This window comes from Tepidiphilus thermophilus (genome assembly GCF_001418245.1).
GTDB lineage: Bacteria > Pseudomonadota > Gammaproteobacteria > Burkholderiales > Rhodocyclaceae > Tepidiphilus > Tepidiphilus succinatimandens.
On record NZ_LIPU01000006.1, the window covers coordinates 1 to 22,202 of the forward strand.

At 66.7% G+C, this 22,202-nt stretch carries 22 protein-coding genes; 13 read left to right on the forward strand and 9 right to left on the reverse strand.

The window, feature by feature from the left end; translation table 11 throughout:
• The 3 genes from ASC37_RS06225 to ASC37_RS06235 form a co-directional block, all read left to right on the forward strand.
• Positions 1-339, forward strand: a 339-nt coding sequence (locus tag ASC37_RS06225) for an integrase core domain-containing protein (RefSeq protein WP_141654652.1), incomplete at its 5' end; no start/stop codon positions are given.
• 338 nt (positions 340-677) lie between these two features.
• Positions 678-1,004 (forward strand): type II toxin-antitoxin system RelE/ParE family toxin, encoded by a 327-nt coding sequence (locus tag ASC37_RS11915; RefSeq protein WP_055423551.1) that lies wholly within the window; start codon positions 678-680, stop codon positions 1,002-1,004.
• Positions 994-1,326, forward strand: coding sequence for a helix-turn-helix domain-containing protein (locus tag ASC37_RS06235; protein WP_055423552.1), 333 nt, complete (start codon positions 994-996; stop codon positions 1,324-1,326). The genes ASC37_RS11915 and ASC37_RS06235 overlap by 11 nt, the downstream gene beginning before the upstream one ends.
• A gap of 201 nt (positions 1,327-1,527) precedes the next feature.
• Here the strand turns inward: ASC37_RS06235 and ASC37_RS06240 are convergent, their stop codons facing one another.
• From ASC37_RS06240 to ASC37_RS06250, 3 genes are read right to left on the reverse strand one after another with little or no spacing between them, the layout of a single operon-like run.
• A complete protein-coding gene (locus tag ASC37_RS06240; protein WP_055423553.1) occupies positions 1,528-1,791 on the reverse strand; it encodes a hypothetical protein in 264 nt (87 codons plus the stop codon).
• On the reverse strand, positions 1,788-2,216 hold the full coding sequence (locus ASC37_RS06245) for a DNA polymerase III subunit chi (RefSeq protein ID WP_055423554.1): 429 nt from the start codon (positions 2,214-2,216) through the stop codon (positions 1,788-1,790). Before ASC37_RS06245 ends, ASC37_RS06240 begins: the two co-directional genes overlap by 4 nt.
• 8 nt (positions 2,217-2,224) lie before the next feature.
• Complete coding sequence (locus ASC37_RS06250) at positions 2,225-3,739, reverse strand: leucyl aminopeptidase (protein ID WP_055423555.1); 1,515 nt, start codon at positions 3,737-3,739, stop codon at positions 2,225-2,227.
• Positions 3,740-3,764: 25 nt separating this feature from the next.
• On the opposite strand from ASC37_RS06250, the gene lptF reads away from it, so the two are divergent.
• Together lptF and lptG are read left to right on the forward strand one after the other, a co-directional pair.
• Positions 3,765-4,811, forward strand: coding sequence for an LPS export ABC transporter permease LptF (lptF, locus tag ASC37_RS06255; RefSeq protein WP_072247940.1), 1,047 nt, complete (start codon positions 3,765-3,767; stop codon positions 4,809-4,811).
• Positions 4,808-5,890 (forward strand): LPS export ABC transporter permease LptG, encoded by a 1,083-nt coding sequence (gene lptG / locus ASC37_RS06260; protein ID WP_055423557.1) that lies wholly within the window; start codon positions 4,808-4,810, stop codon positions 5,888-5,890. Before lptF ends, lptG begins: the two co-directional genes overlap by 4 nt.
• Positions 5,891-5,950: 60 nt before the next feature.
• Here the strand turns inward: lptG and rplS are convergent, their stop codons facing one another.
• The 6 genes from rplS to ASC37_RS06290 form a co-directional block, all read right to left on the reverse strand.
• Positions 5,951-6,337, reverse strand: a complete 387-nt coding sequence (gene rplS / locus ASC37_RS06265; RefSeq protein WP_055423558.1) for a 50S ribosomal protein L19 — start codon at positions 6,335-6,337, stop codon at positions 5,951-5,953.
• Positions 6,338-6,398: 61 nt separating this feature from the next.
• On the reverse strand, positions 6,399-7,166 hold the full coding sequence (trmD, locus tag ASC37_RS06270) for a tRNA (guanosine(37)-N1)-methyltransferase TrmD (RefSeq protein WP_055423559.1): 768 nt from the start codon (positions 7,164-7,166) through the stop codon (positions 6,399-6,401).
• 3 nt (positions 7,167-7,169) lie between these two features.
• The gene (gene rimM / locus ASC37_RS06275) at positions 7,170-7,682 is read right to left on the reverse strand and encodes a ribosome maturation factor RimM (protein WP_055423645.1); all 513 of its coding nucleotides are present in this window, start codon (positions 7,680-7,682) and stop codon (positions 7,170-7,172) included.
• Positions 7,683-7,699: 17 nt separating this feature from the next.
• On the reverse strand, positions 7,700-7,954 hold the full coding sequence (gene rpsP, locus ASC37_RS06280) for a 30S ribosomal protein S16 (RefSeq protein WP_055423560.1): 255 nt from the start codon (positions 7,952-7,954) through the stop codon (positions 7,700-7,702).
• Between the two features lie 64 nt (positions 7,955-8,018).
• The gene (locus ASC37_RS06285; protein WP_055423561.1) at positions 8,019-8,711 is read right to left on the reverse strand and encodes a hypothetical protein; all 693 of its coding nucleotides are present in this window, start codon (positions 8,709-8,711) and stop codon (positions 8,019-8,021) included.
• Positions 8,712-8,716: 5 nt separating this feature from the next.
• Positions 8,717-9,304, reverse strand: coding sequence for a CBS domain-containing protein (locus ASC37_RS06290; protein ID WP_055423562.1), 588 nt, complete (start codon positions 9,302-9,304; stop codon positions 8,717-8,719).
• A gap of 117 nt (positions 9,305-9,421) precedes the next feature.
• Between ASC37_RS06290 and purL the strand changes: the two genes are divergently transcribed.
• From purL to pnp, 8 genes are all read left to right on the forward strand, one after another.
• A complete protein-coding gene (gene purL / locus ASC37_RS06295; protein WP_055423563.1) occupies positions 9,422-13,342 on the forward strand; it encodes a phosphoribosylformylglycinamidine synthase in 3,921 nt (1,306 codons plus the stop codon).
• Positions 13,343-13,498: 156 nt separating this feature from the next.
• Complete coding sequence (gene rimP, locus ASC37_RS06300; RefSeq protein WP_055423564.1) at positions 13,499-13,954, forward strand: ribosome maturation factor RimP; 456 nt, start codon at positions 13,499-13,501, stop codon at positions 13,952-13,954.
• Entirely contained in the window at positions 13,951-15,423 is a 1,473-nt protein-coding gene (gene nusA, locus ASC37_RS06305; protein ID WP_055423565.1) for a transcription termination factor NusA, read from the forward strand. Before rimP ends, nusA begins: the two co-directional genes overlap by 4 nt.
• A gap of 12 nt (positions 15,424-15,435) precedes the next feature.
• Complete coding sequence (gene infB, locus ASC37_RS06310) at positions 15,436-18,336, forward strand: translation initiation factor IF-2 (protein ID WP_055423566.1); 2,901 nt, start codon at positions 15,436-15,438, stop codon at positions 18,334-18,336.
• A complete protein-coding gene (gene rbfA, locus ASC37_RS06315; protein WP_055423567.1) occupies positions 18,333-18,725 on the forward strand; it encodes a 30S ribosome-binding factor RbfA in 393 nt (130 codons plus the stop codon). Before infB ends, rbfA begins: the two co-directional genes overlap by 4 nt.
• Positions 18,697-19,659, forward strand: a complete 963-nt coding sequence (gene truB / locus ASC37_RS06320; protein ID WP_055423568.1) for a tRNA pseudouridine(55) synthase TruB — start codon at positions 18,697-18,699, stop codon at positions 19,657-19,659. The genes rbfA and truB overlap by 29 nt, the downstream gene beginning before the upstream one ends.
• 64 nt (positions 19,660-19,723) lie before the next feature.
• On the forward strand, positions 19,724-19,993 hold the full coding sequence (rpsO, locus tag ASC37_RS06325) for a 30S ribosomal protein S15 (protein WP_055423569.1): 270 nt from the start codon (positions 19,724-19,726) through the stop codon (positions 19,991-19,993).
• Positions 19,994-20,066: 73 nt separating this feature from the next.
• Positions 20,067-22,160, forward strand: a complete 2,094-nt coding sequence (pnp, locus tag ASC37_RS06330; protein WP_055423570.1) for a polyribonucleotide nucleotidyltransferase — start codon at positions 20,067-20,069, stop codon at positions 22,158-22,160.
• Positions 22,161-22,202: the final 42 nt, after the last annotated feature.

The window sequence follows — 22,202 nt, forward strand, 5'->3', positions numbered from 1 at the left end:
ACCCGGGGAGAGCGCACCCCCACGGGAGCACATGCCTTCGATGAACTGTGCCAGGCGCTCGACATCGAGCATCGGCTGACCAAACCTCGCCGTCCGCAGACGAACGGCATGGTCGAGCGCTTCAATGGGCGCATCAGCGAGGTACTCGCCACCCATCGCTTCGACAGCCGCGAAGCGCTGGAGGCAACGATTCATCGCTACGTCTGGCTGTACAATCACCACATTCCCCAGAAAGCCCTGGGGCATGTCCCGCCCATCGAGGCCATGAAAAGATGGTACAAAGAAAAACCGGAACTTTTCATAAAAGTGCCACGTAATCGTCCGGGACCTGACACATAAGTTCCTATTGATTCCTGCCAGCTGGACCTAGAGAGCACGACGCCCACCAAGGTTTCCCCGGCGGGCGCAGTGATCAGCAGTACGGGATTACTGTACCTTGTGTCCGGACGGGATTCAAACAGGTTTCGGGAATCCGGGGGGATTTTTTCGTTCCTGTCCCATCACTCCCCCTCGTTGACGCTCCCCACCCCCTTGCCTACACTGCCTGCGTGAGCCCTCCCGGAGCCGCCCCCGTCTCGCCCTCCGACACCTCCTGGTACCACGTCGTAAGCCGCTGCGTGCGGCGTGGTGGTGGTGCGTCTTCTACTGAACTCCGCTTCTAGCGTATAATTCACCACGTGGTCTTCATCGAACTCCCTATCTTCATTCGCTGCGCCCGAGAGCTCTTCTCGGACGATGACCTACGTGAGCTGCAGGTGACCTTGCTGGAAAATCCGGCCGCTGGCGATCTGATTCCCGGCGGTCGAGGTCTTCGTAAGTTGCGCGTGCCACTGGCCGGAAGAGGGAAAAGAGGGGGTGCCAGAGTGATCTACTACCACTGGGTTGGTCATGACCTGTGCTACTTGGTCTACGCCTACGCCAAAAATGCGACGACCGACTTGACCAAGGACCAGCTACGGCGCCTAGCCGAGGTGATCGATACGGAGCTAAGCCATGGACGATAAGCACTTTGACGAACTGCTGGAGAGCGTTCGCGACATGGGTCGCCACATGCGTGGCGAAGCGCTCGCAGGCGCGAAGCTGCGCGAATTTCCTGAACCTGACGTCAAGGCCATCCGCGAGCGTATTGGTTTGAGTCAGACCCGCTTTGCCTACCTGATTGGGGTCAAGCCCAAGACCCTGCAGAACTGGGAACAACACCGCGTTCGTCCGTCAGGCCCAGCCCGTGCGCTGCTGAAGATCGTCGAGGCCAACCCCAATGCCCTGTCGGCCCTATACACACAGCCGGGTCAAGCAACGAAAGGGGACACTCATTTATTTCCGTAACGCCGCATTCCCACGCCCCCACAAAACGCCTCCCCCTCGTTGACGCCCTCCACCCCCTTGCGGCGACATGAACGCCCGTCACAAGGCCAGCTACAAGCACCTCTTCTCCTCGCCCAAGGTGCTGCGCCATCTCATCGAAGGGTTTCTGCCCGCCGATCCCCTACGGCGAATTCGTCGAAATACCGGCCTGAAAACCGAGCTTCACTTCGGCGGTCCTTGTTCCAGCTCGAGCCGCAGACGGGTGAGGACGCGGGTCTGCAGCAGGGCCATTTCTTCGGCGAGGATCTGCGGCAGGCGCCGCTCGATCCAGCGCAGCTGGGCTTCGGCGGCGGGTGCGATGGTAGCGGCAGGCGGCGGGTGCGAGGCGCTTTCGGCGGGTGGGTGATCGACGACTTCCGTGAGGAGCGGCAAGTCGTCGATGGGAAGCGGCGGGGCGGAGGTGGAAGGGTCGTTGGTCTGGGTCATGGGGTCGGGGTCTTGCGGGGGATGGCCTGGACGTCGTGCCCTTCGGCGCGGTAACGGCGAAAACGTTCTCGCGCCGGGGCTTTGTCGTTCTCCTGCGGGCCGACGATCTCCAAAATCCATTCGCTGTTCTGATCCAACTCGGGATGGGAGCGGGCGAGCTGGATGAGAACGGGGCGCGGCGGGATGGGGGCTTCGGCCGTGAGAAGGACGATGGGGGTCTGCCCGGCGAGCGGTGAGCCGGCGGGGACGTTGGGCAGGAAAGCGCCGGATTCCTGAGTCCATAGGCGATGGGCGAAGGTGGCGAGCGTCGCTTCGTCTTCCAGGCGCACGGCTACTTCTTGCCCGGCGCGGTAGGCGCGGGCGACGAGCTCGTAGGCGAGCGCGAGCGGCTCGGGCACGTCGTAGTAGAAGCGGACGTGCGCCATGGAAGGGGTCAGTCGGCGTGGCGCCGGGCGGCGGCCCGCTCGAGGAGGAATTCGACGAGCAGCGGCACGGGGCGGCCGGTGGCGCCTTTTTTCTCGCCGGAGCGCCAGGCGGTGCCGGCGATGTCGAGATGCGCCCAGGGGACGTCCTCGACGAAGAGGGCGAGGAAACACGCGGCGGTGATGGAGCCTGCAGCGCGGTCGGTGCTGACGTTGGCGACGTCGGCGAAGTTGCTCTTGAGCGCTTCCTGGTATTCCTCCCACAGCGGCAGCTGCCAGGCGGGGTCGGCGGCGCGTTCGCCGCTTTCGAGGAGCGCTTGGGCGAGGGTTTCGTCGTTGCTCATGAGGCCGGTGGCTTCCTTGCCGAGGGCGATGACGATGGCGCCGGTGAGCGTGGCGACGTCGATGAGGCACTCGGGGCGGTATTCGCGCTGGGCGTAGGTGAGGGCATCGCACAGGATGAGCCGCCCTTCGGCGTCGGTGTTGAGGATCTCCACCGTGCGTCCGGCGAGCGTGCGCACGACGTCGCCCGGGCGGGTGGCCGTGCCGCTGGGGAGATTCTCGGTGGCGGGGACGATGGCCACGACGTCGAGCGGGAGCTTGAGCCGGGCGACGGCTTCTAGTGTGCCGAGTACGGCGGCGGCGCCGCACATGTCGAATTTCATCTCGTCCATCTGGGCGGCTGGCTTGAGACAGATGCCGCCCGAATCGAAGGTGATGCCTTTGCCGATGAGGACGATGGGGCGGCGCTTGCCGCGTTTCTCGCCGCTGCCGCGGTATTCGGCCACGATGAACTTGGGCGGAGTCTTGCTGCCGGCGGCCACGGCGAGGAAGGCACCCATGCCGAGGCGCTCCGCGTCTTCGCGCTCGAGCACCTGGACCTTGAGCTCGTACGCCTTGCCGAGTTCGAGCGCCGTTTCGGCGAGCTTGGCAGGGGTGCAGAGGTTGGGCGGGAGGTTGCCGAGCTCGCGGGCGCGCGCCATGCCGGCGGCGATCGCGCGGCCTTCTTCGAGGGCAGCGAGTTCGTCGGGGGCAAGTGGGGCGGACAGCGGCAGTTCGATGCGCTCGGCGCCACGCGGTTTCTTGCCGTTGGTGGTCTTGGTGGCCTCGTAGCGGTAGGTGGCATCTTCCAGGGTGGTGGCGAGCCGGCGCAGGCGCTCGGCGAGCGTGGTTCCGGGGACTTCGAGCTCGGCAAGCGGTACGACCGCCGTGCCGCCGGGGCCGTTGGCGAGCGCCGCGGCGGCCGCGCGTACCGCCTTCATCCAGGCGCGCCGGTCGAGCTTGGCGCGCGGCCCGAGCGAGACGACGTGCACCCGTTCGGCTTCCAGCCCCGGGAGCGTGGTGTAGGTGTGCAGGCTGCCAGCCTTGTCGAGGTCGGTTTCCTCGTTTAGCAGCGCCGTGAGCTTGCCTTGGGTGAGCTTGTCGAGGCGCTTGGTGAGCGGCGTGGGCTCGTCGGCGAAGACGGGGAGCACGAAGGAGGTGGCAGGGATTTTTTCGGGGGGTTGGACGTTTATGGTAAATTCCACGGGCTCATTCCTCACAGTCGGTCCGATGATCTTTCGTCGAAGCATTTTAGCCGAGATCGTACAGAACGCGGCGATGACGGCCTTCGGGTTGCTCGCGGTAGCTCTGACCGTGCTCGTGGTGCGGCTGGTGGGAGAAGCTGCCATGGGCGACATTCCGGCGGATTTGGTGTGGACTTTTCTCGGGCTGAGTACGATCGGGCAGTTGCCGATGGTGCTGGTGCTGGGCGGCTTTGCCGGGGTGCTGTTGACCATCCAGCGTCTGGCGCGCGATTCGGAGTGGGTGGTGTGGCGCGCGTCCGGCATGGCGCGGTGGCGTTTCTATGACCCCTTGATGGCGTTTGCATTGCCCCTGGCGGCGGGAGTGCTGTGGCTCACCTTGTGGGTGTCGCCTTGGGCGGAGCGACAGAAGGCGGAGCTGGAAGCGAGCGCTGCGGCGCGCGACGAGACGCAGAGCGTGGCGCCGGGCGTGTTTCGCGAGTCGGGCGACGGGCGGCGGGTGTTTTTCGTGACGCCGGGAAAAGATGGAACGCAGCAGGTGTTTGCCCGCTTGCAGCGCGAGGGGAGGACGACGGTGGTGCTGGCGGCCGATGCCGAGCTCTTCCAGCGAGAAGGGGCGCAGTGGGTGCGCCTGCGCGATGGCCGGCGCTATGATGAAGGGGATGCACCGCTCGCCTTTCGCGTGGAACGGTTCGCCTGGCAGGAGCTGCGCTTGCGCGCGAGCTCGAGCGAGGTGCCGAAGTTCAAAATGAAGGCGGCGCCTTTGGCGCAGTTGTTGCTTGCACCGGGACGAGTGGAGCGGGCCGAGCTCGCCCGCCGTCTGGGTTTGCCGCTGGCCGCGGTGCTGCTCGTGCTGATGGCCCTGCCTTTGGGAGAGGCGGGGCCGCGCACGAGCAAGGGCTATGCCCTCGTGCTGGCGGTACTGATCTTCGTGGCCTATACCAATTTCATCAGCGTGAGCTATGGGTGGATCGCGCGGGGACGGCTCGGGTTCTGGGAGGGTTTGGCCTTGCCGCACGCTATGGCTTTGCTGGCCTGGATCGGCCTGATGCGCTGGAGGAGCCGACGCGGATGAGGGTGCTGAGGCGATGGATCGTGACGGAGGTGCTGCGGGGGACGGCGGTGGTGACGGCCGTGTTCGCGGCGTTGTTCTTGTTTTTCGATTTCGTGGATCAGCTGGAGGACATCGGGCGCGGTGCCTATGGACTGAAGGAGGCGCTGTTCTACGTGGTGTTGCGCCTGCCTTCGCGGCTCTACGAGCTGTTGCCCATCGCGCTCTTGGTAGGGGCGCTGGGGGCGCTGGCACAGATGGCGCGGCACTCGGAGCTGGCGGTGCTGCGCGCTTCGGGCCTGTCGGTGACGGGTCTGTGGCGTATCCTCGCGTGGGCGGCGGCGGTGCTGGCCGTGCTCATCTTTGCCGTGGGGGAGTGGCTGGTGCCGCCGGCAGAGCAGATGGCGCGCATGTTTCGCGGGCAGGCGATGGGGGAGAGCGACATTTCCACAGGCGATCTGCGCTCGGGGGTGTGGATTCGCGAGGGGAACGATTTCATCAACGTGCGCCGCTTTAGCAGCGACGGTCAATTGCGCGAGCTCGAGATCTACCGCTTCGGGTCCGACCAGACGCTGACGGCGATCGACCGGGTAGCGGCGGCGCAATTCGATGCGGCGCGTGAGACGTGGCGCCTGAAGGAGGTGCAGCGGCGGCGTTTCACTGCCGAGCGGATCGTGGCCGAGGCGGTGCCAGAGCTCGAGTGGCGGACGGAGCTCACGCCAGAGGTGCTGGCGGTGCTGATGGTGGAGCCGTACCGGATGACGATCCGGGCGCTCTCTACCTTCAGCCAGCACTTGATGCGCAACGGGCAGAACGCGGACCGCTACCTGCTGGCGCTGGGGCGCAAACTGGTCTATCCGTTTACGGCCTTCGTGATGGTGACCCTGGCGCTACCCTTTGCCCTGGGGCATGCGCGCGGCGCGCCCATCGGTTTCAAGGTGTTTTTGGGGACGCTGCTGGGAGTGGCCTTCCATCTGCTCAATTCGCTCTCGGGCAGCCTGGGCGTGCTCGCGGGGTGGTCGCCCTGGCTGGCGGCGCTGCTGCCGGGAGCGGCCTTCATGCTGCTCGCGCTGGCGATGATGCATTGGGTGGAGCGGCGCTGAGAGGAGCGGGAAAAAGAAAAGGCCCGCGAGGGCCTTTTCTTGGGGGAAGAGCCGGCAGGATTATTGCGCCGCGCTTTCCTGGGTTTTGCGCACGATCTTTTCCTTGATGCGGGCGGATTTGCCGCTGCGCTCGCGCAGGTAGTAGAGCTTGGCGCGGCGCACGTCGCCGCGGCGCACGACCTGGATCGAGGCTACCAGCGGCGAGTAGAGCTGGAACGTGCGCTCCACGCCCACGCCGGAGGAGATCTTGCGCACGATGAAGGAGGAGTTGAGGCCGCGGTTGCGGCGGGCGATGACCACGCCTTCGAAGGTCTGCAGCCGCTCGCGGTTGCCTTCCTTCACCTTGACCTGCACGGCGACCGTGTCGCCGGCGCGGAAGTCGGGGATGGATTTGTCGGCGGTGAGCCGGGCGATCTCTTCGCGTTCGATCTGTTCGATCAGGTTCATCAGGAGCTCCTGGTAGCAAAAACGCCCCTTCGCGGGGCTGGTGGCGCGCAGAGCAGCCCGGTCAGGCTGGTGCGTCGCGGCTTTCTTCCTGCTCGAGTTCTTCGAGCAGGCGCGATTCTAGCACGGAAAGGGGGCGGGAGGCGAGGAGATCGGGCCGCAGCGCCCGGGTGCGGCGCAGGCGCTCCTTGAGGCGCCAGCGCGCGATCGCTTCGTGATCGCCCGACAGGAGCACGGGCGGCACCGCCCGGCCTGCGAAGACTTCCGGGCGCGTGTAGTGGGGGTGATCGAGCAGGCCGCCGACGTAGGAGTCGGCTTCGGCCGACTGGGCGTCGCCCAGCGCGCCGGGAAGTTGCCGGATCACCGCGTCGAGCACGACCATGGCGGCGAGCTCGCCGCCGGTGAGGACGAAGTCGCCGAGGGAGAGTTCCTCATCGACTTCGGCCTCGATCACGCGCTGGTCGATGCCTTCGTAGCGGCCGCACAGCAGGATGAAGGCCGGCCGCGCGGCGAGCCGCATCACTTCGCCGTGATCGAGCCGCCTGCCTTGCGGGGAGAGGTAGATGACGGGGCCGGAAGAGCCGGTGGCGCGACGTTGCTGCTCGCGGGCATGGCGCAGGGCGGCGGTGAGCGGTTCGGGCCGCATGAGCATGCCGGGGCCGCCGCCGTAGGGGCGGTCATCGACGCGCCGGTGGGGGTCGTGGGTGAAGTCGCGCGGGTCGTGCAGCGCGAGTTCGTAGAGGCCGCGCTCGCGGGCGCGACGGGTGACGCCGTGCTCGGTCAGCGCAGCGAACATGGCGGGGAAGATCGTGACGACGTCGTAGCGGCGCATCGGCTACCAGTCGGGATCCCAGTCGACGGTGATGCGGTGCTGCGGAAGATCCACGTCGAGCACGTAGGCGCGTACGAAGGGGATGAGGTGGGTGCGATCGCGCACGTCGTCGCGCACCGAGAGGACGTCGTTCGCGCCGGTGGTGATGAGTTCGGCGACGCGGCCCAGCGGCGCGCCGCCTGTCGTATACACCTCGACACCGATCAAATCGCCCCAGTAGTATTCGTCTTTTTCGGGCTCGGGCAGCGCTTCGCGCGGTGCGCCGACGTACCAGCCTTGATAGGATTCGGCGGCGCTGCGATCGTCGACCTCGTAGAATTTGACGATGAGGCCGCGGCCGTGTTGGCGCAGCTCGGCGAGCGTCAAGGTCTGCCAGGATTCGAGGGGGGCGTCGGGCGCGGGCGCGACCCACCAGCGGGGCATTTCGGCCCAGGAGGCGGGGTCGTCGCCGTATGCGTGGAGCTTGAACCAGCCTTTGATGCCGAACGGGGCGACGAGGCGCCCCAGCACGACGATGGCCATGAACGCGGGATTCAGGCAGCGGCGCTTTGGCGTGCTTGCTTCACGAGGCGGAGCACGGTGGGCGAGAGCTGGGCGCCCTGGCTGGTCCAGTAGTCGAGGCGGCCGAAATCGATGGACAGGCCTTTTTCGTTGCCGGAGGCGAGCGGGTTGTAGTAGCCGACGCGCTCGATGAAGCGACCGTCGCGGCGGTTGCGCGAGTCGGTGACCACGAGGCTGTAGAAGGGGCGCTTCTTGGCGCCGCCACGGGCGAGACGGATGACGACCATGCGTGTTCCTCGATGTGCGATAGTGACCGAAAACCGCGGATTATACGGGCTTCAGCAAAAGGAATCAATGCTGCGACGGAACGAGGCGGCGCAGGCGCTCGGGCGCGGCGTATTCGATCACGGTCCGGCCGCGCTCGTCGCGCAGCACGTGGATGCCGCGCTCGGGATAGAGATAGTGGCGGGTGCCGTCTTCCTCGTCTTTCCATTCGTAGGTCGGCGGGCCGAAGCGCTCACGGATGACGGCTTCGTCGAGGCTTGCCTTGGGAAGGAAGGTGACGAGGGTGAGCGTGAGACCGGCAAAAGGTGCGAGCTCGGAATCTTTGAGTTCGACTTTGCGCGCTCCACCCGCCGTGGGCGCCTTTTTGCCCCGCCGGGCGAATTCGCGTTCGAGGAGCGCGGGCTCGCCTTCGAAGCGCAGGATGAGCTTGCCTTCGATGTAGCCGGCGGTGAAATCGGGGTAGTAGGCTTCGAGCACGTGCGCGCTTCCTTTCCGCTCGAGGATCGCCCATTGCCCGTCTTCCCCTAGCTGGCGGCGGGCGTCGGCGACGGTATTGCCTGCCAGCGTGAGGCCGAAGACGACGGGGCGGCCGCGCGTATCGAGCGCGACGCGCCAGGGCAGGGGCGGCTCGGGGGCGGCGGTCTGCGGGGAAGGCGGGGGATGCCACAGAAATCGCAGGGAGGGTGCGAGGATGATGCCCAGCAGCGTCAAACCCAGGATCCAGTAGAGTTGACGCAGACGAATCTTTTTCCTGGCCATGGGGGTTAGCGCAGCTCCGATTCGATCTCGGCGAAGGTTTGGGCCCGCGGATCGATGGCGATCTCCATGCCGAGTTGGCGGGCGATCTGGGTTGCGGAGAAGATGCCGCGAATACTGACGCGGCCATCGCGCTGTTCGGCCACGAGCAGATGGTGGCGTCCGCATTCCTGCAGGGTGGTGACGACGTTGCCGACCTTGGCGTGCACGACCTCGTCGAAGAGTACGGTGTCGACCCGCGCAAAGGGGGTCATGACGTGCCGCACCAGCACTTCTTCGCGCTTGAGATGGTTTTCGTGGGCGAAACGCAGGGGTTTTTCGCCGAGAAGGTCATTGGCGGTGAGGATGCCCATCAGGGTGCCTGCCGGGTCGAGCACCAGCAGCAGACGCACGCCGCGGCGGATCATGCGCTCCTCGGCCGCGACGAGCGATTCGTCGGGGTTAGCGGTGACGGGGCGCACCCGTTTGAGGTCGGTCATCACTTCGATTGCGGGAGAATCCAGCGTGACCTGGCGTGCGGCTTCTTCGTCCGGCGCGTCGATCGTGGTACCGGGCGTGAGGTGGAATCGGCGCAGGGGTTTCCACGATGAAAGCATTATTTTCTCCTCCGTCCCCGAATGTTTCCTCTGCATCATAGACGATGCGGCTGCGGAAAGGAAGGGTGCGGCGGGCGGTATAATCGGGGTTTTCCGCAAAGGGTCGACGGTCATCCAATGAGCGAAATCGTCTCGTTCGCAGGGGGCGCCGCCTGGTCGGCGCCGCGGTTGCAGCGTCTGGCGCGGCGGTTGGCCGCGGCGATCGGCCGGGAGGCGACGCTGTCGGCGCAACAGTGGTTCTGGGCCGAACTCGAGGCGCCGCTCGAGGCGGCATCCAGGGCGCGCCTGATGGAGCTCCTCTCGGCGCAGCCGGCCCCGGCGCAGGCGCCGACGGACGCGCTCGTGGTGCTGCCGCGCTTCGGCACCATCTCGCCGTGGTCTTCCAAGGCGACCGACATCGTGCGCCAGTGCGGGCTTTCTGCGGTGCGTCGGGTGGAGCGCGGCATCGTCTATCGACTGGAAGGATTCGGGCGACTTTCCGCGGCGCAGCGCACGGCGGTGGCGGCCCTGCTGCACGACCGCATGACGGAGGCGGTGGTCTACGACCCGGCCGAGGGGGCGAGGCTCTTCGCGCATTTTCCGCCCAAACCGCTCGAGATGGTGCCGCTTTTGCGTGAAGGGCGCGCAGCGCTAGAGGCGGCGAACGCTGCCATGGGTCTGGCGCTTTCCGACGACGAGGTCGACTATCTGCTCGAAGCCTACCGGCACATGCAGCGCGATCCGACCGACGTCGAGCTCATGATGTTCGCCCAGGCCAATTCCGAGCACTGCCGGCACAAGATCTTCAACGCGCGCTGGATCATCGACGGGCAGGAGCAGGAGAAGTCACTCTTCCAGTGGATTCGCGACACGCACGCGGCGCACCCCGAAGGCACCATCGTGGCCTATGCCGACAACGCGGCGGTGTTCGAGGGGCGCGAGTGCGAAGTGCTGCATCCCGACGCCGACGGCGTGTGGCGCGCCCACCGCGAGCGCATGCATTTCCTCGGCAAGGTGGAGACGCACAACCATCCCACGGCGATCTCGCCTTTCCCGGGGGCGGCTACGGGCGCGGGCGGCGAGATCCGCGACGAGGGGGCCACCGGCCGCGGCGCCAGGCCCAAGGCGGGGCTTGCCGGCTTCACGGTCTCGAACCTGTGCCTGCCCGATTTCGAGCAGCCCTGGGAGCGCGCCTACGGGCGCCCGGGGCGCATCGCTTCGCCCCTGGAGATCATGATCGAAGGGCCGATCGGGGCGGCGGCCTTCAACAACGAGTTCGGTCGTCCCAACCTGGCGGGGTACTTCCGCACCTTCGAGCTCGAGGTCGACGGCGAAGTGCGCGGCTACCACAAGCCCATCATGATCGCCGGCGGGGTGGGGGCGATCCAGGCGCGGCAGGCGAAGAAAGTCGGCTTCGCGCCGGGCACGCTGCTCATCCAGCTCGGCGGGCCGGGGATGCTGATCGGCCTGGGGGGAGGGGCGGCTTCTTCGGTGAGCGCGGGCACGAACGAGGCGGAGCTCGACTTCGCCTCGGTGCAGCGGGGCAACCCGGAGATGCAGCGCCGCTGTCAGGAAGTGATCGATCGCTGCTGGCAGCTCGGCATCGACAACCCCATCCTTTCCATCCACGACGTGGGCGCCGGGGGCCTGTCGAACGCGCTGCCCGAGCTCGTCGATGGGGCCGGTCTGGGGGCGCACATCGAGCTGCGTGAGATCCCGATCGAGGAGCCGGGCATGAGCCCGCGCGAGATATGGTGTAACGAGGCACAGGAGCGCTACGTGCTCGCCGTGGCGCCGCAGCAGCTCGAGCGCTTTGCCGCCATTTGCGCGCGCGAGCGTTGCCCCTTCGCGGTGGTGGGCGAGGCGAGCGAGGACGGCATGCTCGTCGTGCACGACCGGCTCTTCGGCAACGATCCGGTGCACATGGAGATGGAGACGCTGCTCGGCAAGCCGCCGAAGATGGTGCGCAGCGTCTCGCGCCGGGCGATCCACCTTCCGCCCTTCGATCTCACCCCGATCGCGCTCGACGAGGCGATCGAACGGGTACTGGCGCTGCCCGCGGTGGCGAGCAAGAAGTTCCTCATCACGATCGGGGATCGCACCGTCGGCGGCTTGACGGCGCGCGACCAGCTGGTGGGGCGCTGGCAGGTGCCGGTGGCCGACGTGGCGGTCACTTCGGCCGATTTCACGGGATACGCGGGCGAGGCCTTCGCCATGGGCGAGCGCACGCCGCTTGCCTGTGTCGATCCGGCCGCCTCGGGGCGCATGGCGGTGGGCGAGGCGATCACCAACCTCGCCGCGGCCGACGTGGCTGAACTCACGCGGGTGAAGCTCTCGGCCAACTGGATGGCGGCGGCAGGGCATCGTGGCGAAGATGTGCGGCTCTACGAGACGGTCGCGGCCGTGAGCCGCTTCTGCCAGGCGACGGGGCTCGCGATTCCCGTGGGCAAGGATTCGCTTTCCATGAAGACGGCCTGGCGCGAGGCCGACGGCGAGGAGCGCGCGGTGGTCTCGCCCGTGTCGCTCATCGTCACGGCCTTTGCCCCGGTCGAGGACGTGCGCCGCACGCTCACGCCGGAGCTCGTGCGTGAGGGCGTGCGCGAGACGGAGCTGGTGCTGATCGACCTGGGCGAGGGGAAAAACCGTCTGGGAGGCTCGGCGCTCGCCCAGGTGTATGCCTCGGTGGGCGAGCAGGCGCCCGACGTGCGCCCCGAGGCAATCGCGGGGTTCTGGCGGGCGCTGCGTGCGCTGCGTGAGCGCGGCCTGGTGCTCGCCTATCACGACCGCTCCGACGGCGGCTTGCTCGCCTGTGCCGCCGAGATGATGTTCGCCTCGGGCTGCGGCCTTTCGCTGCAGCTCGACACGGTGGCGATCGGCGGCGCCTGCCTGGACGTGGATTCGACCAGGCGCGCCGACACCGTGCTGGGGCGGCGCAACGACGCCGTGCTCGCGGCACTCTTTGCCGAGGAGCTGGGGGCGCTCATCCAGATCGAGCGCGACCGGCGCGAGGAGGTGCGCGAGATCCTGCGCGCGCACGGTGTGGCACATCATTTCGTGGGCACGCCCAATGATCGCGACGAGCTGCGGATCTGGCACGGCGGACAGCTCCTCTACGCCGCCCCGCGCACGGCGCTGTGGCAGCGCTGGAGCGAAGTGAGCCGGCGCATCGCCCGCTTGCGCGATGACGAATCCTGCGCCGAGGAGGAATTCGCCGCCTTGGCCGATGCGGCCGACCCGGGCCTTTCCTGCACCCTCACCTTCGAGGTGGGCAAGGCGCCGATGGTGGCAAGCGGAGTGCGCCCGCGCGTGGCCATCCTGCGCGAGCAGGGGGTCAACAGCCACGCGGAAATGGCCGCGGCGTTTTCCCGGGCCGGGTTCGAGGCCGTGGACGTGCCGATGACCGATCTCGTCGCCGGCCGGCGCCGGCTCGACGAATTCAAGGGGATCGCCGCCTGTGGCGGGTTTTCCTACGGCGACGTGCTGGGGGCCGGAGCCGGCTGGGCCAAGGCCATCCTGTACCACGAGGCGCTGCGGGCGCAGTTCGCGGCCTTCTTTGCGCGCGACGACAGCTTCGCGCTAGGGGTGTGCAACGGCTGCCAGATGATGGCGCAGCTCGCCCCGATCATCCCGGGGGCGGAGCACTGGCCGAGGTTCGTCCGCAACCGCAGCGAGCAGTTCGAAGCGCGCTTCGTGATGGTGGAGGTGATGGAGAGTCCCTCGATCTTCTTCGCAGACATGGCCGGCAGCCGCCTGCCCATCGTCGTGAGCCACGGCGAGGGGCGCACGGAGTTCGCCTCGCCCGAGCAGGCGCAGCGGGCGATTGCGACGCTGCGCTACGTGGATCACCGCGGCGCGCCCACCGAGCGCTATCCGTTCAACCCGAACGGCTCGGCCGGAGGCTCCACGGGCTTTACCACGCCCGACGGACGCTTCACCATCCTCATGCCGCATCCGGAGCGCTCCTTCCGCACCGTGCAGTGGTCCTGGGCGCCGGCCGGCCTGGGCGAGGAGGCGCCGTGGTTCCAGCTCTTCCTCAATGCCAGGCGCTGGGTGGGTTGAAAAAGCCGCAAACGGTCGAATATCTTGTAAAAACACCCTCGATGGTGATATATTCTGTCATCTCGTCCGGGCAGACTTGCTAAGTTGTCCGGATTTCCGGTTGGTAAGCAAACGGAAATGGGCTCTTCTGGCCCATTTTTTTTTCTCGGGTGAAACATGGTGGATCTGGAAGCCTTGGTCGAGCAGGTGGTCTCAGGCATGGGGTTCGAGCTCGTCGATTTCGAAGTCTCGCCCCGGGCGCGCATCCTGCGCGTGTTCATCGACATCGAACGCGGTGTCACCGTCGACGACTGCGCCACGGTGAGCGATCAGCTGCAGCGTGTCTTCGAAGTCGAGGACATCGACTACGACCGGCTGGAGGTCTCCTCGCCGGGGCTCGACCGGGTGCTGAAGAAACCGCGCGATTTCGCCCGTTTCGTCGGTTCTCAGGTCCAGCTCAAGCTGCGCGAACCCTGGCAGGGGCGCAAGAACCTGAAAGCGGAGCTGCTGGGCATCGAAGCGGATCGGGTGCGCGTGGCGAGCGAGCTGGGAGAGCATGAATTCGCGCTGGCGGAGATCGATCGGGCCCGCCTCGTTCCTCAATTCGATGGCTTTGGAGGTAAGAAGCAATGAGTCGCGAACTGCTGTTGCTGGTCGATGCGCTGGCCCATGAAAAGAACGTCTCCAAGGACGTGGTCTTCGCCGCCCTGGAAGCGGCGCTCGCCTCTGCCACCAAGAAGCATCTGCATGAAGACGCCGACGTGCGCGTGGAGATCGACCGCTCCACCGGCACCTATCGCGCCTGGCGGCGTTGGCTGGTGCTGCCCGATGCCGAGGTGACCAACGACGAGCGCGAGATGGGGCTCATCGACGCGCGCGAGCTCGATCCGGACATCCGCGTGGGGGACTACCTCGAAGAAGAGATTCCGGTGCAGGATCTCGGGCGGATCGGGGCGCAGACGGCCAAGCAGATCGTGCTGCAGAAGATCCGCGACGCCGAGCGCGAGCAGATCCTCGAAGAATTCCTCTCGCGCAACGAAACGCTCGTCTCCGGTACCATCAAGCGCATGGAGCGCGGCAACGCCATCGTCGAGATCGGCCGGCTGGAAGCGCTCCTGCCGCGCGAGCAGATGATCCCGCGCGAGGCGCTGCGCGTCGGTGACCGCATCAAGGCGGTGGTCATCCGGGTCGACCGCAGCGGCCGTGGGCCCCAGCTGATCCTCTCGCGCACCTCGCCCGAGCTGGTCGTCAAGCTCTTCGAGCTGGAAGTCCCCGAGATCGAGGAGGGGCTCATCGAGATCAAGGGCTGTGCCCGCGATCCCGGCCTGCGCTCCAAGATCGCCGTGCATTCCAAGGATCCGCGGCTCGATCCGGTGGGCACCTGCGTGGGCATGCGTGGCTCGCGCGTGATGGCGGTCAGAAACGAGATCGCCCAGGAGCAGATCGACATCATCGTCTGGTCGCCCGACCCGGCGCAGTACGTGATCGCCGCGCTGCAGCCGGCCGAGGTGCTCTCCATCGTGGTCGATGAAGAAAAGCACGCCATGGACGTGGTGGTCGACGAGGCCAATCTGGCGATCGCCATCGGCCGCGGCGGGCAGAACGTGCGGCTCGCCTCCGAGCTCACCGGCTGGACCATCAACCTGATGAGCCAGGCCGAGTCGCAGCAGAAACAGGAGGAAGAACGCCAGGCTCTGCGTGCGCTCTTCATGGAGAAACTCGACGTGGACGAGGAGCTGGCCGATCTCTTGATCGACGAGGGTTTCTCTTCGCTCGAGGAGATCGCCTACGTGCCGCTCTCCGAGATGCTGGCCATCGAGGGGCTGGACGAGGAGACGGTGCAGGCGCTGCGCGAACGCGCGCGCACGGCGCTGCTCAGCGAGGCGATCGCCATCGAGGAAGCGCTCGAAAAAGTGGAGCCGGCGCTCTTGGCGCTGGAGGGAATGGACAAGGATCTGGCCGTGAAGCTCGCCCGCCAGGGCATCACTCGGCTCGACGATCTGGCGGAACTGGCGACCGACGAGCTCGCCGAATTGACCGGCATCGACCATGAGCGCGCCGCCGATCTGATCACCAAGGCGCGCGCACATTGGTTCGAGTAAGGGGGTAGTAGGATGGAAGCAAAAAACGTCAAGGAATTCGCCGACGAGCTCAGGCTCGACGTGCAACGCCTGCTCGACCAGTTTCGGCAGGCGGGAGTGGAGAAGAATGGTGCCGAGGATCCCGTCACGGCCAGGGACAAGGCGCAGCTGCTCGCCTTTCTCAAGCGCCAGCACGGCGAGAACACCGGCGGCAAGATCACGCTTACGCGCAAGGAAACCACCGCCCTGAAGGCCACCGACGCCCAAGGCCGGGCGCGCACGGTGCAGGTCGAGGTGCGCAAGAAGCGGGTGCTCGTCAATCGCGATGAAGTGCTGGCCAAGGCGAAGGAAGAGCAGGCCAAGGTCGAGGCGGCGCTGAAGGCGGCGCAGGCGGTGGAAACGGCGGCGCGTGCCACGACTCCTGTCGCCGAAGAGGCCGCTCCTGCCGTGCGAGCCGAGACCGCCCCCCAGGCCGAGACCGCGCCGATCTCCGTCGAAGCGCAACCCCTTCCCAGCGAGGCCGCTGCATCCGTCGCCGAAGAAAAGCCTTCGGCGGAGGAAACTCCCGCAGAGGTTGCCGAGCCAGTCGCGACCGAGGCGTCTGCCGTGGCGGCGCCGGCCGAAGTCGCAGCGCAAGCGCCGGCCGTCGCCGAGTCCCGCGCCGCCGGGCCTCAGCTGGCTCCTTCGGCGCCCAAGACGAAGCTCACGCGGACCGCGACCCCGGCGGCCTCCATTTTGTCGCCTGAAGAGCTCGCGCGCCGGGAAGCCGAAGCGAAGCGCCAGGCCGAACTGCGCGCCCGCCAGGAGGCCGACCTGCGTGCCAAGCGCGAGCGTGAGCTCGCCCGCCAGGCGCGTGCCCAGGCGCAGCTGCAAGAAGAAGCGGCGAAGGCCAGAGAAGCTGCCGAGGCGGCTGCCGCAGCGGCCGCACCCGCTCCCGCGGTGACCAAACCGGCTACCGAGGAACGTCCGACCCTGCACAAGGCGAAAGACAAAGAGAAAAAGGTCGAGAAGAAGGCCGATGAACGCGCGCCCAGCAAGCGCGGCGGGCTCAAGGTGCGGGCACTCGACGACGGCAGCGCCGGCTGGAAAGGCGGCGGCAAGGGAGGCAAGGCCGGAAGGCGTGCCGCCCGCGGTACCGAGTCGCACGCGCAGCAATTCCAGGCGCCGACCGAGCCGGTCGTGCGCGAGGTGCATGTGCCCGAGACCATCACCGTGGCCGAATTGGCGCACAAGATGGCGGTCAAGGCTACCGATCTCATCAAAACCATGATGAAGATGGGCATCATGGCCACCATCAACCAGGTCATCGACCAGGAAACGGCCATGATCGTGGTCGAAGAGATGGGGCACAAGGCCGTGCCTGCCCGCCTGGACGAGCCCGATGCCTTCCTTGAGGAAGTCGGCACGCAGCACTACGAAGAAAAACCGCGTCCGCCGGTGGTCACCGTCATGGGCCACGTCGACCACGGGAAAACGTCGCTGCTCGACTACATCCGCCGCACCAAGGTGGCGGCGGGCGAAGCGGGCGGCATCACGCAGCACATCGGGGCGTATCACGTGGAAACGCCGCGCGGCACCATCACCTTCCTCGACACGCCGGGCCACGAGGCCTTCACGGCCATGCGGGCACGGGGTGCGCAAGCCACCGACATCGTGGTGCTGGTGGTGGCGGCCGACGACGGGGTGATGCCGCAGACGCGCGAGGCGATCCATCACGCGCGCGCCGCCGGTGTGCCCATCATCGTGGCCGTCAACAAGATCGACAAGCCCGACGCCAACCCGGAACGGGTGCGGCAGGAACTGGTGGCCGAAGGGGTGATCCCCGAGGAATACGGCGGCGACACCATGTTCTACAACGTCTCGGCCAAGATGGGGCAGGGGATCGACGAGCTGCTCGAAGGCATCCTGCTGCAGGCCGAGGTGCTGGAGCTCAAGGCGCCGGTCGAAGGGCCGGCGAAAGGCATCGTGCTGGAGGCGCGCCTGGACAAAGGCCGCGGTCCGGTGGCGTCCGTCCTGGTGCAGAGCGGCACGCTGCGCAAGGGCGACGTCGTGCTCGTCGGCTCCACCTGGGGCCGGGTGCGGGCCATGCTCGACGAAACCGGCAAGCCGGTCGACTCGGCCGGTCCGTCGATGCCCGTTGAGATCCTTGGGCTGGAAGACGTGCCGCAGGCGGGCGAAGAGTTCGTCGTGCTGCCCGACGAGCGCAAGGCGCGCGAGATCGCCCTCTATCGCCAGGGCAAGTTCCGCGAGGTGAAGCTTGCCAAGCAGCAGGCGCTCAAGCTGGAGAATCTCTTCGAGCAGATGAGCGAGGGCGAGGTGAAGACGCTGCCCATCATCATCAAGGCCGACGTGCAGGGTTCGCTCGAAGCGCTCAAGCAGTCGCTGGAAAAACTCTCCACCGACGAGGTCAAGGTGCAGGTGATCCACGGCGCCGTGGGCGGAATCAGCGAGAGCGACGTGAACCTCGCACGCGCTTCCAACGCTATCATCATCGGCTTCAACGTGCGCAGCGACGCCAGCGCGCGTAAGCTCGCCGAGAGCTACGGCGTGGACATCCGTTACTACAACATCATCTACGATGCGGTCGACGAGATCAAGGCGGCCCTGAGCGGCATGCTCTCGCCCGAGCGCAAGGAAGAGATCATCGGTCTGGCCGAAGTGCGCCAGGTCTTCCGCGTGCCCAAGGTCGGCACCGTGGCCGGCTGCTACGTGCTCGAGGGCACGATCCGGCGTGGCGCCAGGGTGCGCGTGCTGCGCGACCACGTGGTCATCCACGAAGGCGAGCTCGATTCGCTCAAGCGCTTCAAGGAAGACGTGCGCGAGGTCAAGGCCGGCTACGAGTGCGGCCTGTCGGTCAAAGGCTACAACGACATCCAGGTGGGCGACCAGATCGAGGTGTTCGAAGTGCGCGAAGTGGCGCGGGAGCTGGCATGAAGGGAGGAAACCGCACGCGCCTGCCGCGGGTGGCCGAGGGCATCCGCGAGGAGCTCGCCGAGCTGATCGCGCGGCACGTGAAGGATCCACGCGTGGGCTTCGTCACCATCACCGCCGTGGAGGTGAGTCCGGATTTCGCGCATGCCAAGGTGTACGTCTCCACGCTCGCCGATCCGGCCACCATCCCGGAGCTCCTCGAGGGGTTGCAGCACGCGGCGGGATTCCTGCGCCGCGAGCTCGGCCGTCGTCTGCGCATCCACACCATCCCGCAGCTCACCTTCGTCTACGACGAATCGATCGAGCGCGGCGTGCGCCTGGCGCATCTGATCGACGAGGCGGTAGCCAAGGAACCGGGAAGGGATGACGAGGGCGAAGACCGTGGCGCTTGACGGCGTAGCGCTGCTCGATAAGCCCGAGGGCATCACCGCGAACGCCGCGCTGCAGCGGGTGCGCCGTGCCTTGGGGGCAGCGAAGGCGGGGCATACCGGTACGCTCGATCCCATGGCGACCGGTCTCATGCTGCTCGCCTTTGGCGAGGCGACCAAGTTCGCCCAACGCTGGCTGGAAGCCGACAAAGTCTATCTCACGCGCGTGCGCTTCGGCGTGGCCACCAGTACGGGAGACGCCGAAGGCGAGGTGATCGCGCGCGCGCCGGTTTCTTTTGGCGCCGAGGCGCTGCAGGCGGTGCTGCCGCGTTTTCTCGGCACCATCGAGCAGGTCCCGCCCATGGTCTCGGCCCTGAAGCACGAAGGCAAGCCCTTGTACCGCTACGCCCGCGAGGGGGTAGTGATCGAGCGGGCGGCCCGGCCGGTGACGATCCACGAACTGCGCCTCATCGAGTGGGACGAGGCACTCGCCGCGGCCACCCTCTACGCCCGCGTCGGCAAAGGAACCTACATTCGCACCCTCGCCGAAGACCTCGGCGCGGCGCTGGGGGTGCCCGCGCACATCGACCGGCTGCGGCGCCTGGCGATCGGCCCGTTTTCGCTCGAGGAGGCGAGGACGCTCACCGAATGGGAGGAAGCGGGGGAAAGCGGGCGGGAATGGCTCTTGCCGCCCGATGCCCTGGTGCGCGATCTGCCTTGCGTTACACTGGATGTGGCGCGCACCCAGGCGTTCCTTGCCGGTCAGCGCATCGGCCGGGCCGCGCTCGGCGACTCCCTTTCCTCCGGGATGGTGCGCGTCTATGGCAGCAATGACGAGGACAAGCCGCTTTTCATCGGATTGGGCGAATACGAGCCGACGCGGGGCTTGTCCCCGAAGCGCGTCATTGCTAATATAACGCCGCCTTCGTCGCGTGTTCCGGTCATCCCGGCCGAGTGATCCCTTCCGGATCGCGGCCTGTTCCATTTTTTTGCGTTCAGATTCACGAGAGAGAACCACATCCATGGCGCTAGACAACGCAACCAAAGCCCGCATCATCGCGGAATACAAACGCGGCGACAACGACACGGGTTCGCCCGAAGTGCAGATCGCATTGCTCACCGCCCGCATCGAGGGGCTGCAGCCGCACTTCGGCGCGCACAAGAAGGATCACCACTCCCGCCGGGGGCTGCTGAAGATGGTGTCGCAGCGCCGTCGGCTGCTCGACTACCTCAAGCGCACCGAACCCGAGCGTTACCTCGAGCTCATCAAGCGGCTCGGCCTGCGTAAGTAATTCCCTCTTCCGGGCCGATCGCTGTCGTCCGGCTAGGCGAGGGTCGGCCCTCTCACCGAGAAAGGATCGTCCCTTGCCTACTGCCATCAAGAAAACCTTCACCTACGGTCGTCACCAAGTCACCCTCGAGACTGGCGAGCTCGCGCGTCAAGCGAGCGGCGCCGTGCTCGCTTCCATGGACGACACCGTGGTGCTCGCCACCGTCGTCGCCGCCAAAGACGCCAAACCCGGGCAGGATTTCTTCCCGCTCACCGTCGACTACATCGAAAAGTTCTACGCTTCCGGGCGCATTCCCGGTGGCTTCTTCAAGCGCGAAGGCCGCCCCTCCGAGAAAGAGACGCTCACCTCGCGCCTCATCGACCGGCCGATCCGCCCGCTCTTCCCCGAAGGGTTCTACAACGAGGTGCAGATCGTCGCCACGGTGCTCTCGCTCAATCCCGAGGTGAACGCCGACATCGTGGCGATGATCGCTTCCAGTGCGGCGCTCGCCATCTCCGGAGTGCCCTTCCACGGGCCGATCGGCGCCTGCCGCGTGGGCTATCTCGACGGTCAGTATGTCCTCAACCCCAGCGCGAGTGAGCTCGAGAAGAGTGCGCTCGACCTGGTGGTGGCCGGCACCGAGAACGCCGTATTGATGGTCGAATCGGAAGCGCAGGAGCTGCCCGAAGACGTGATGCTCGGCGCCGTGGTCTTCGGTCACGAGCAGATGCAGGCGGCGATCCAGGCGATCAACGAACTCGTCGAGGTCGCGGGCAAGCCCGCCTGGGACTGGAAAGCCCCAGAGCCCAACGAGGCGCTGGTGGCGCGCATTCGCGAGCTCGCCTTCGCCGAGCTGGAAGAGGCCTTCCGCATCACCGCCAAGCAGGCGCGCAACGAGCGGCTCAAGGCGATCCGCGCGCAGGTGATCGAGAAGGTGCTCGCCGAGTTCGATCCGCTGCCCTCCATCCCCGACATCGAGGACATCCTCTTCACGATGGAAGCTTCCATCGTGCGCGGACGCATCCTCGCCGGAGAGCCGCGCATCGATGGGCGCGACACGCGCACCGTGCGCCCGATCGACATCCGGGTCGGGGTGCTGCCGCGCACGCACGGTTCTGCGCTCTTCACCCGCGGCGAGACGCAGGCGCTGGTGGTGGCCACGCTCGGCACGGGGCGCGACGAGCAGATCATCGATGCGATCGCGGGGGAATACCGCGAAAGCTTCATGCTGCACTACAATTTCCCGCCGTTCTCCACCGGCGAGACGGGGCGCGTCGGCTCGCCCAAACGCCGCGAGATCGGCCACGGCAACCTCGCCAAGCGGGCGCTCGCGGCCGTGCTGCCCAAGCAGGAAGATTTCCCCTACACCATCCGGCTCGTGTCCGAGATCCTGGAATCCAACGGTTCGAGCTCCATGGCCACCGTGTGCGGCGGCTCGCTCGCGCTGATGGACGCCGGCGTGCCGACCAAGGCGCACGTGGCGGGCGTGGCCATGGGCCTCATCAAGGAGGGCAACCGCTTTGCGGTGCTCACCGACATCCTGGGTGACGAGGATCACCTCGGCGACATGGACTTCAAGGTGGCCGGCACCGAGCGCGGCGTGACGGCCCTGCAGATGGACATCAAGATCCAGGGCATCACCAAGGAGATCATGCAGGTGGCGCTCGCCCAGGCGCGCGAAGGGCGCATGCACATCCTGCAGCTGATGCGCCAGGCGATGGGCGAAGCGCGCGGCGAGGTCTCGGCCTACGCGCCGCGCATGATCCAGATGAAGATCAACCCCGAGAAGATCCGCGACGTGATCGGCAAGGGCGGTTCGGTGATCCGGGCGCTGCAGGAAGAGACCGGCACCGTCATCGAGATTTCCGACGACGGCAACGTGACCATCTCCTCGTTCAGCGCCGAAGGAGCCGAAGAGGCCAAGCGGCGCATCGAGGAGCTCACGGCCGAAGTCGAGATCGGCAAGATCTACGAGGGTACGGTATTGAAGCTGCTCGATTTCGGTGCCATCGTCAACATCATGCCGGGCCGCGACGGGCTGCTGCACATCTCCCAGATCGCCGACGAGCGGGTGGAGAAGGTCTCCGACTACCTGCAGGAAGGCCAGAAGGTGCGCGTGAAGGTGCTCGAGACCGACGACCGCGGGCGCATCAAGCTCAGCCTCAAGGCGGTCAAGGAAGGAGAATGAGGCTTTGACAAGAAGGGCGATCGCGTTATAATGATCGCCTTT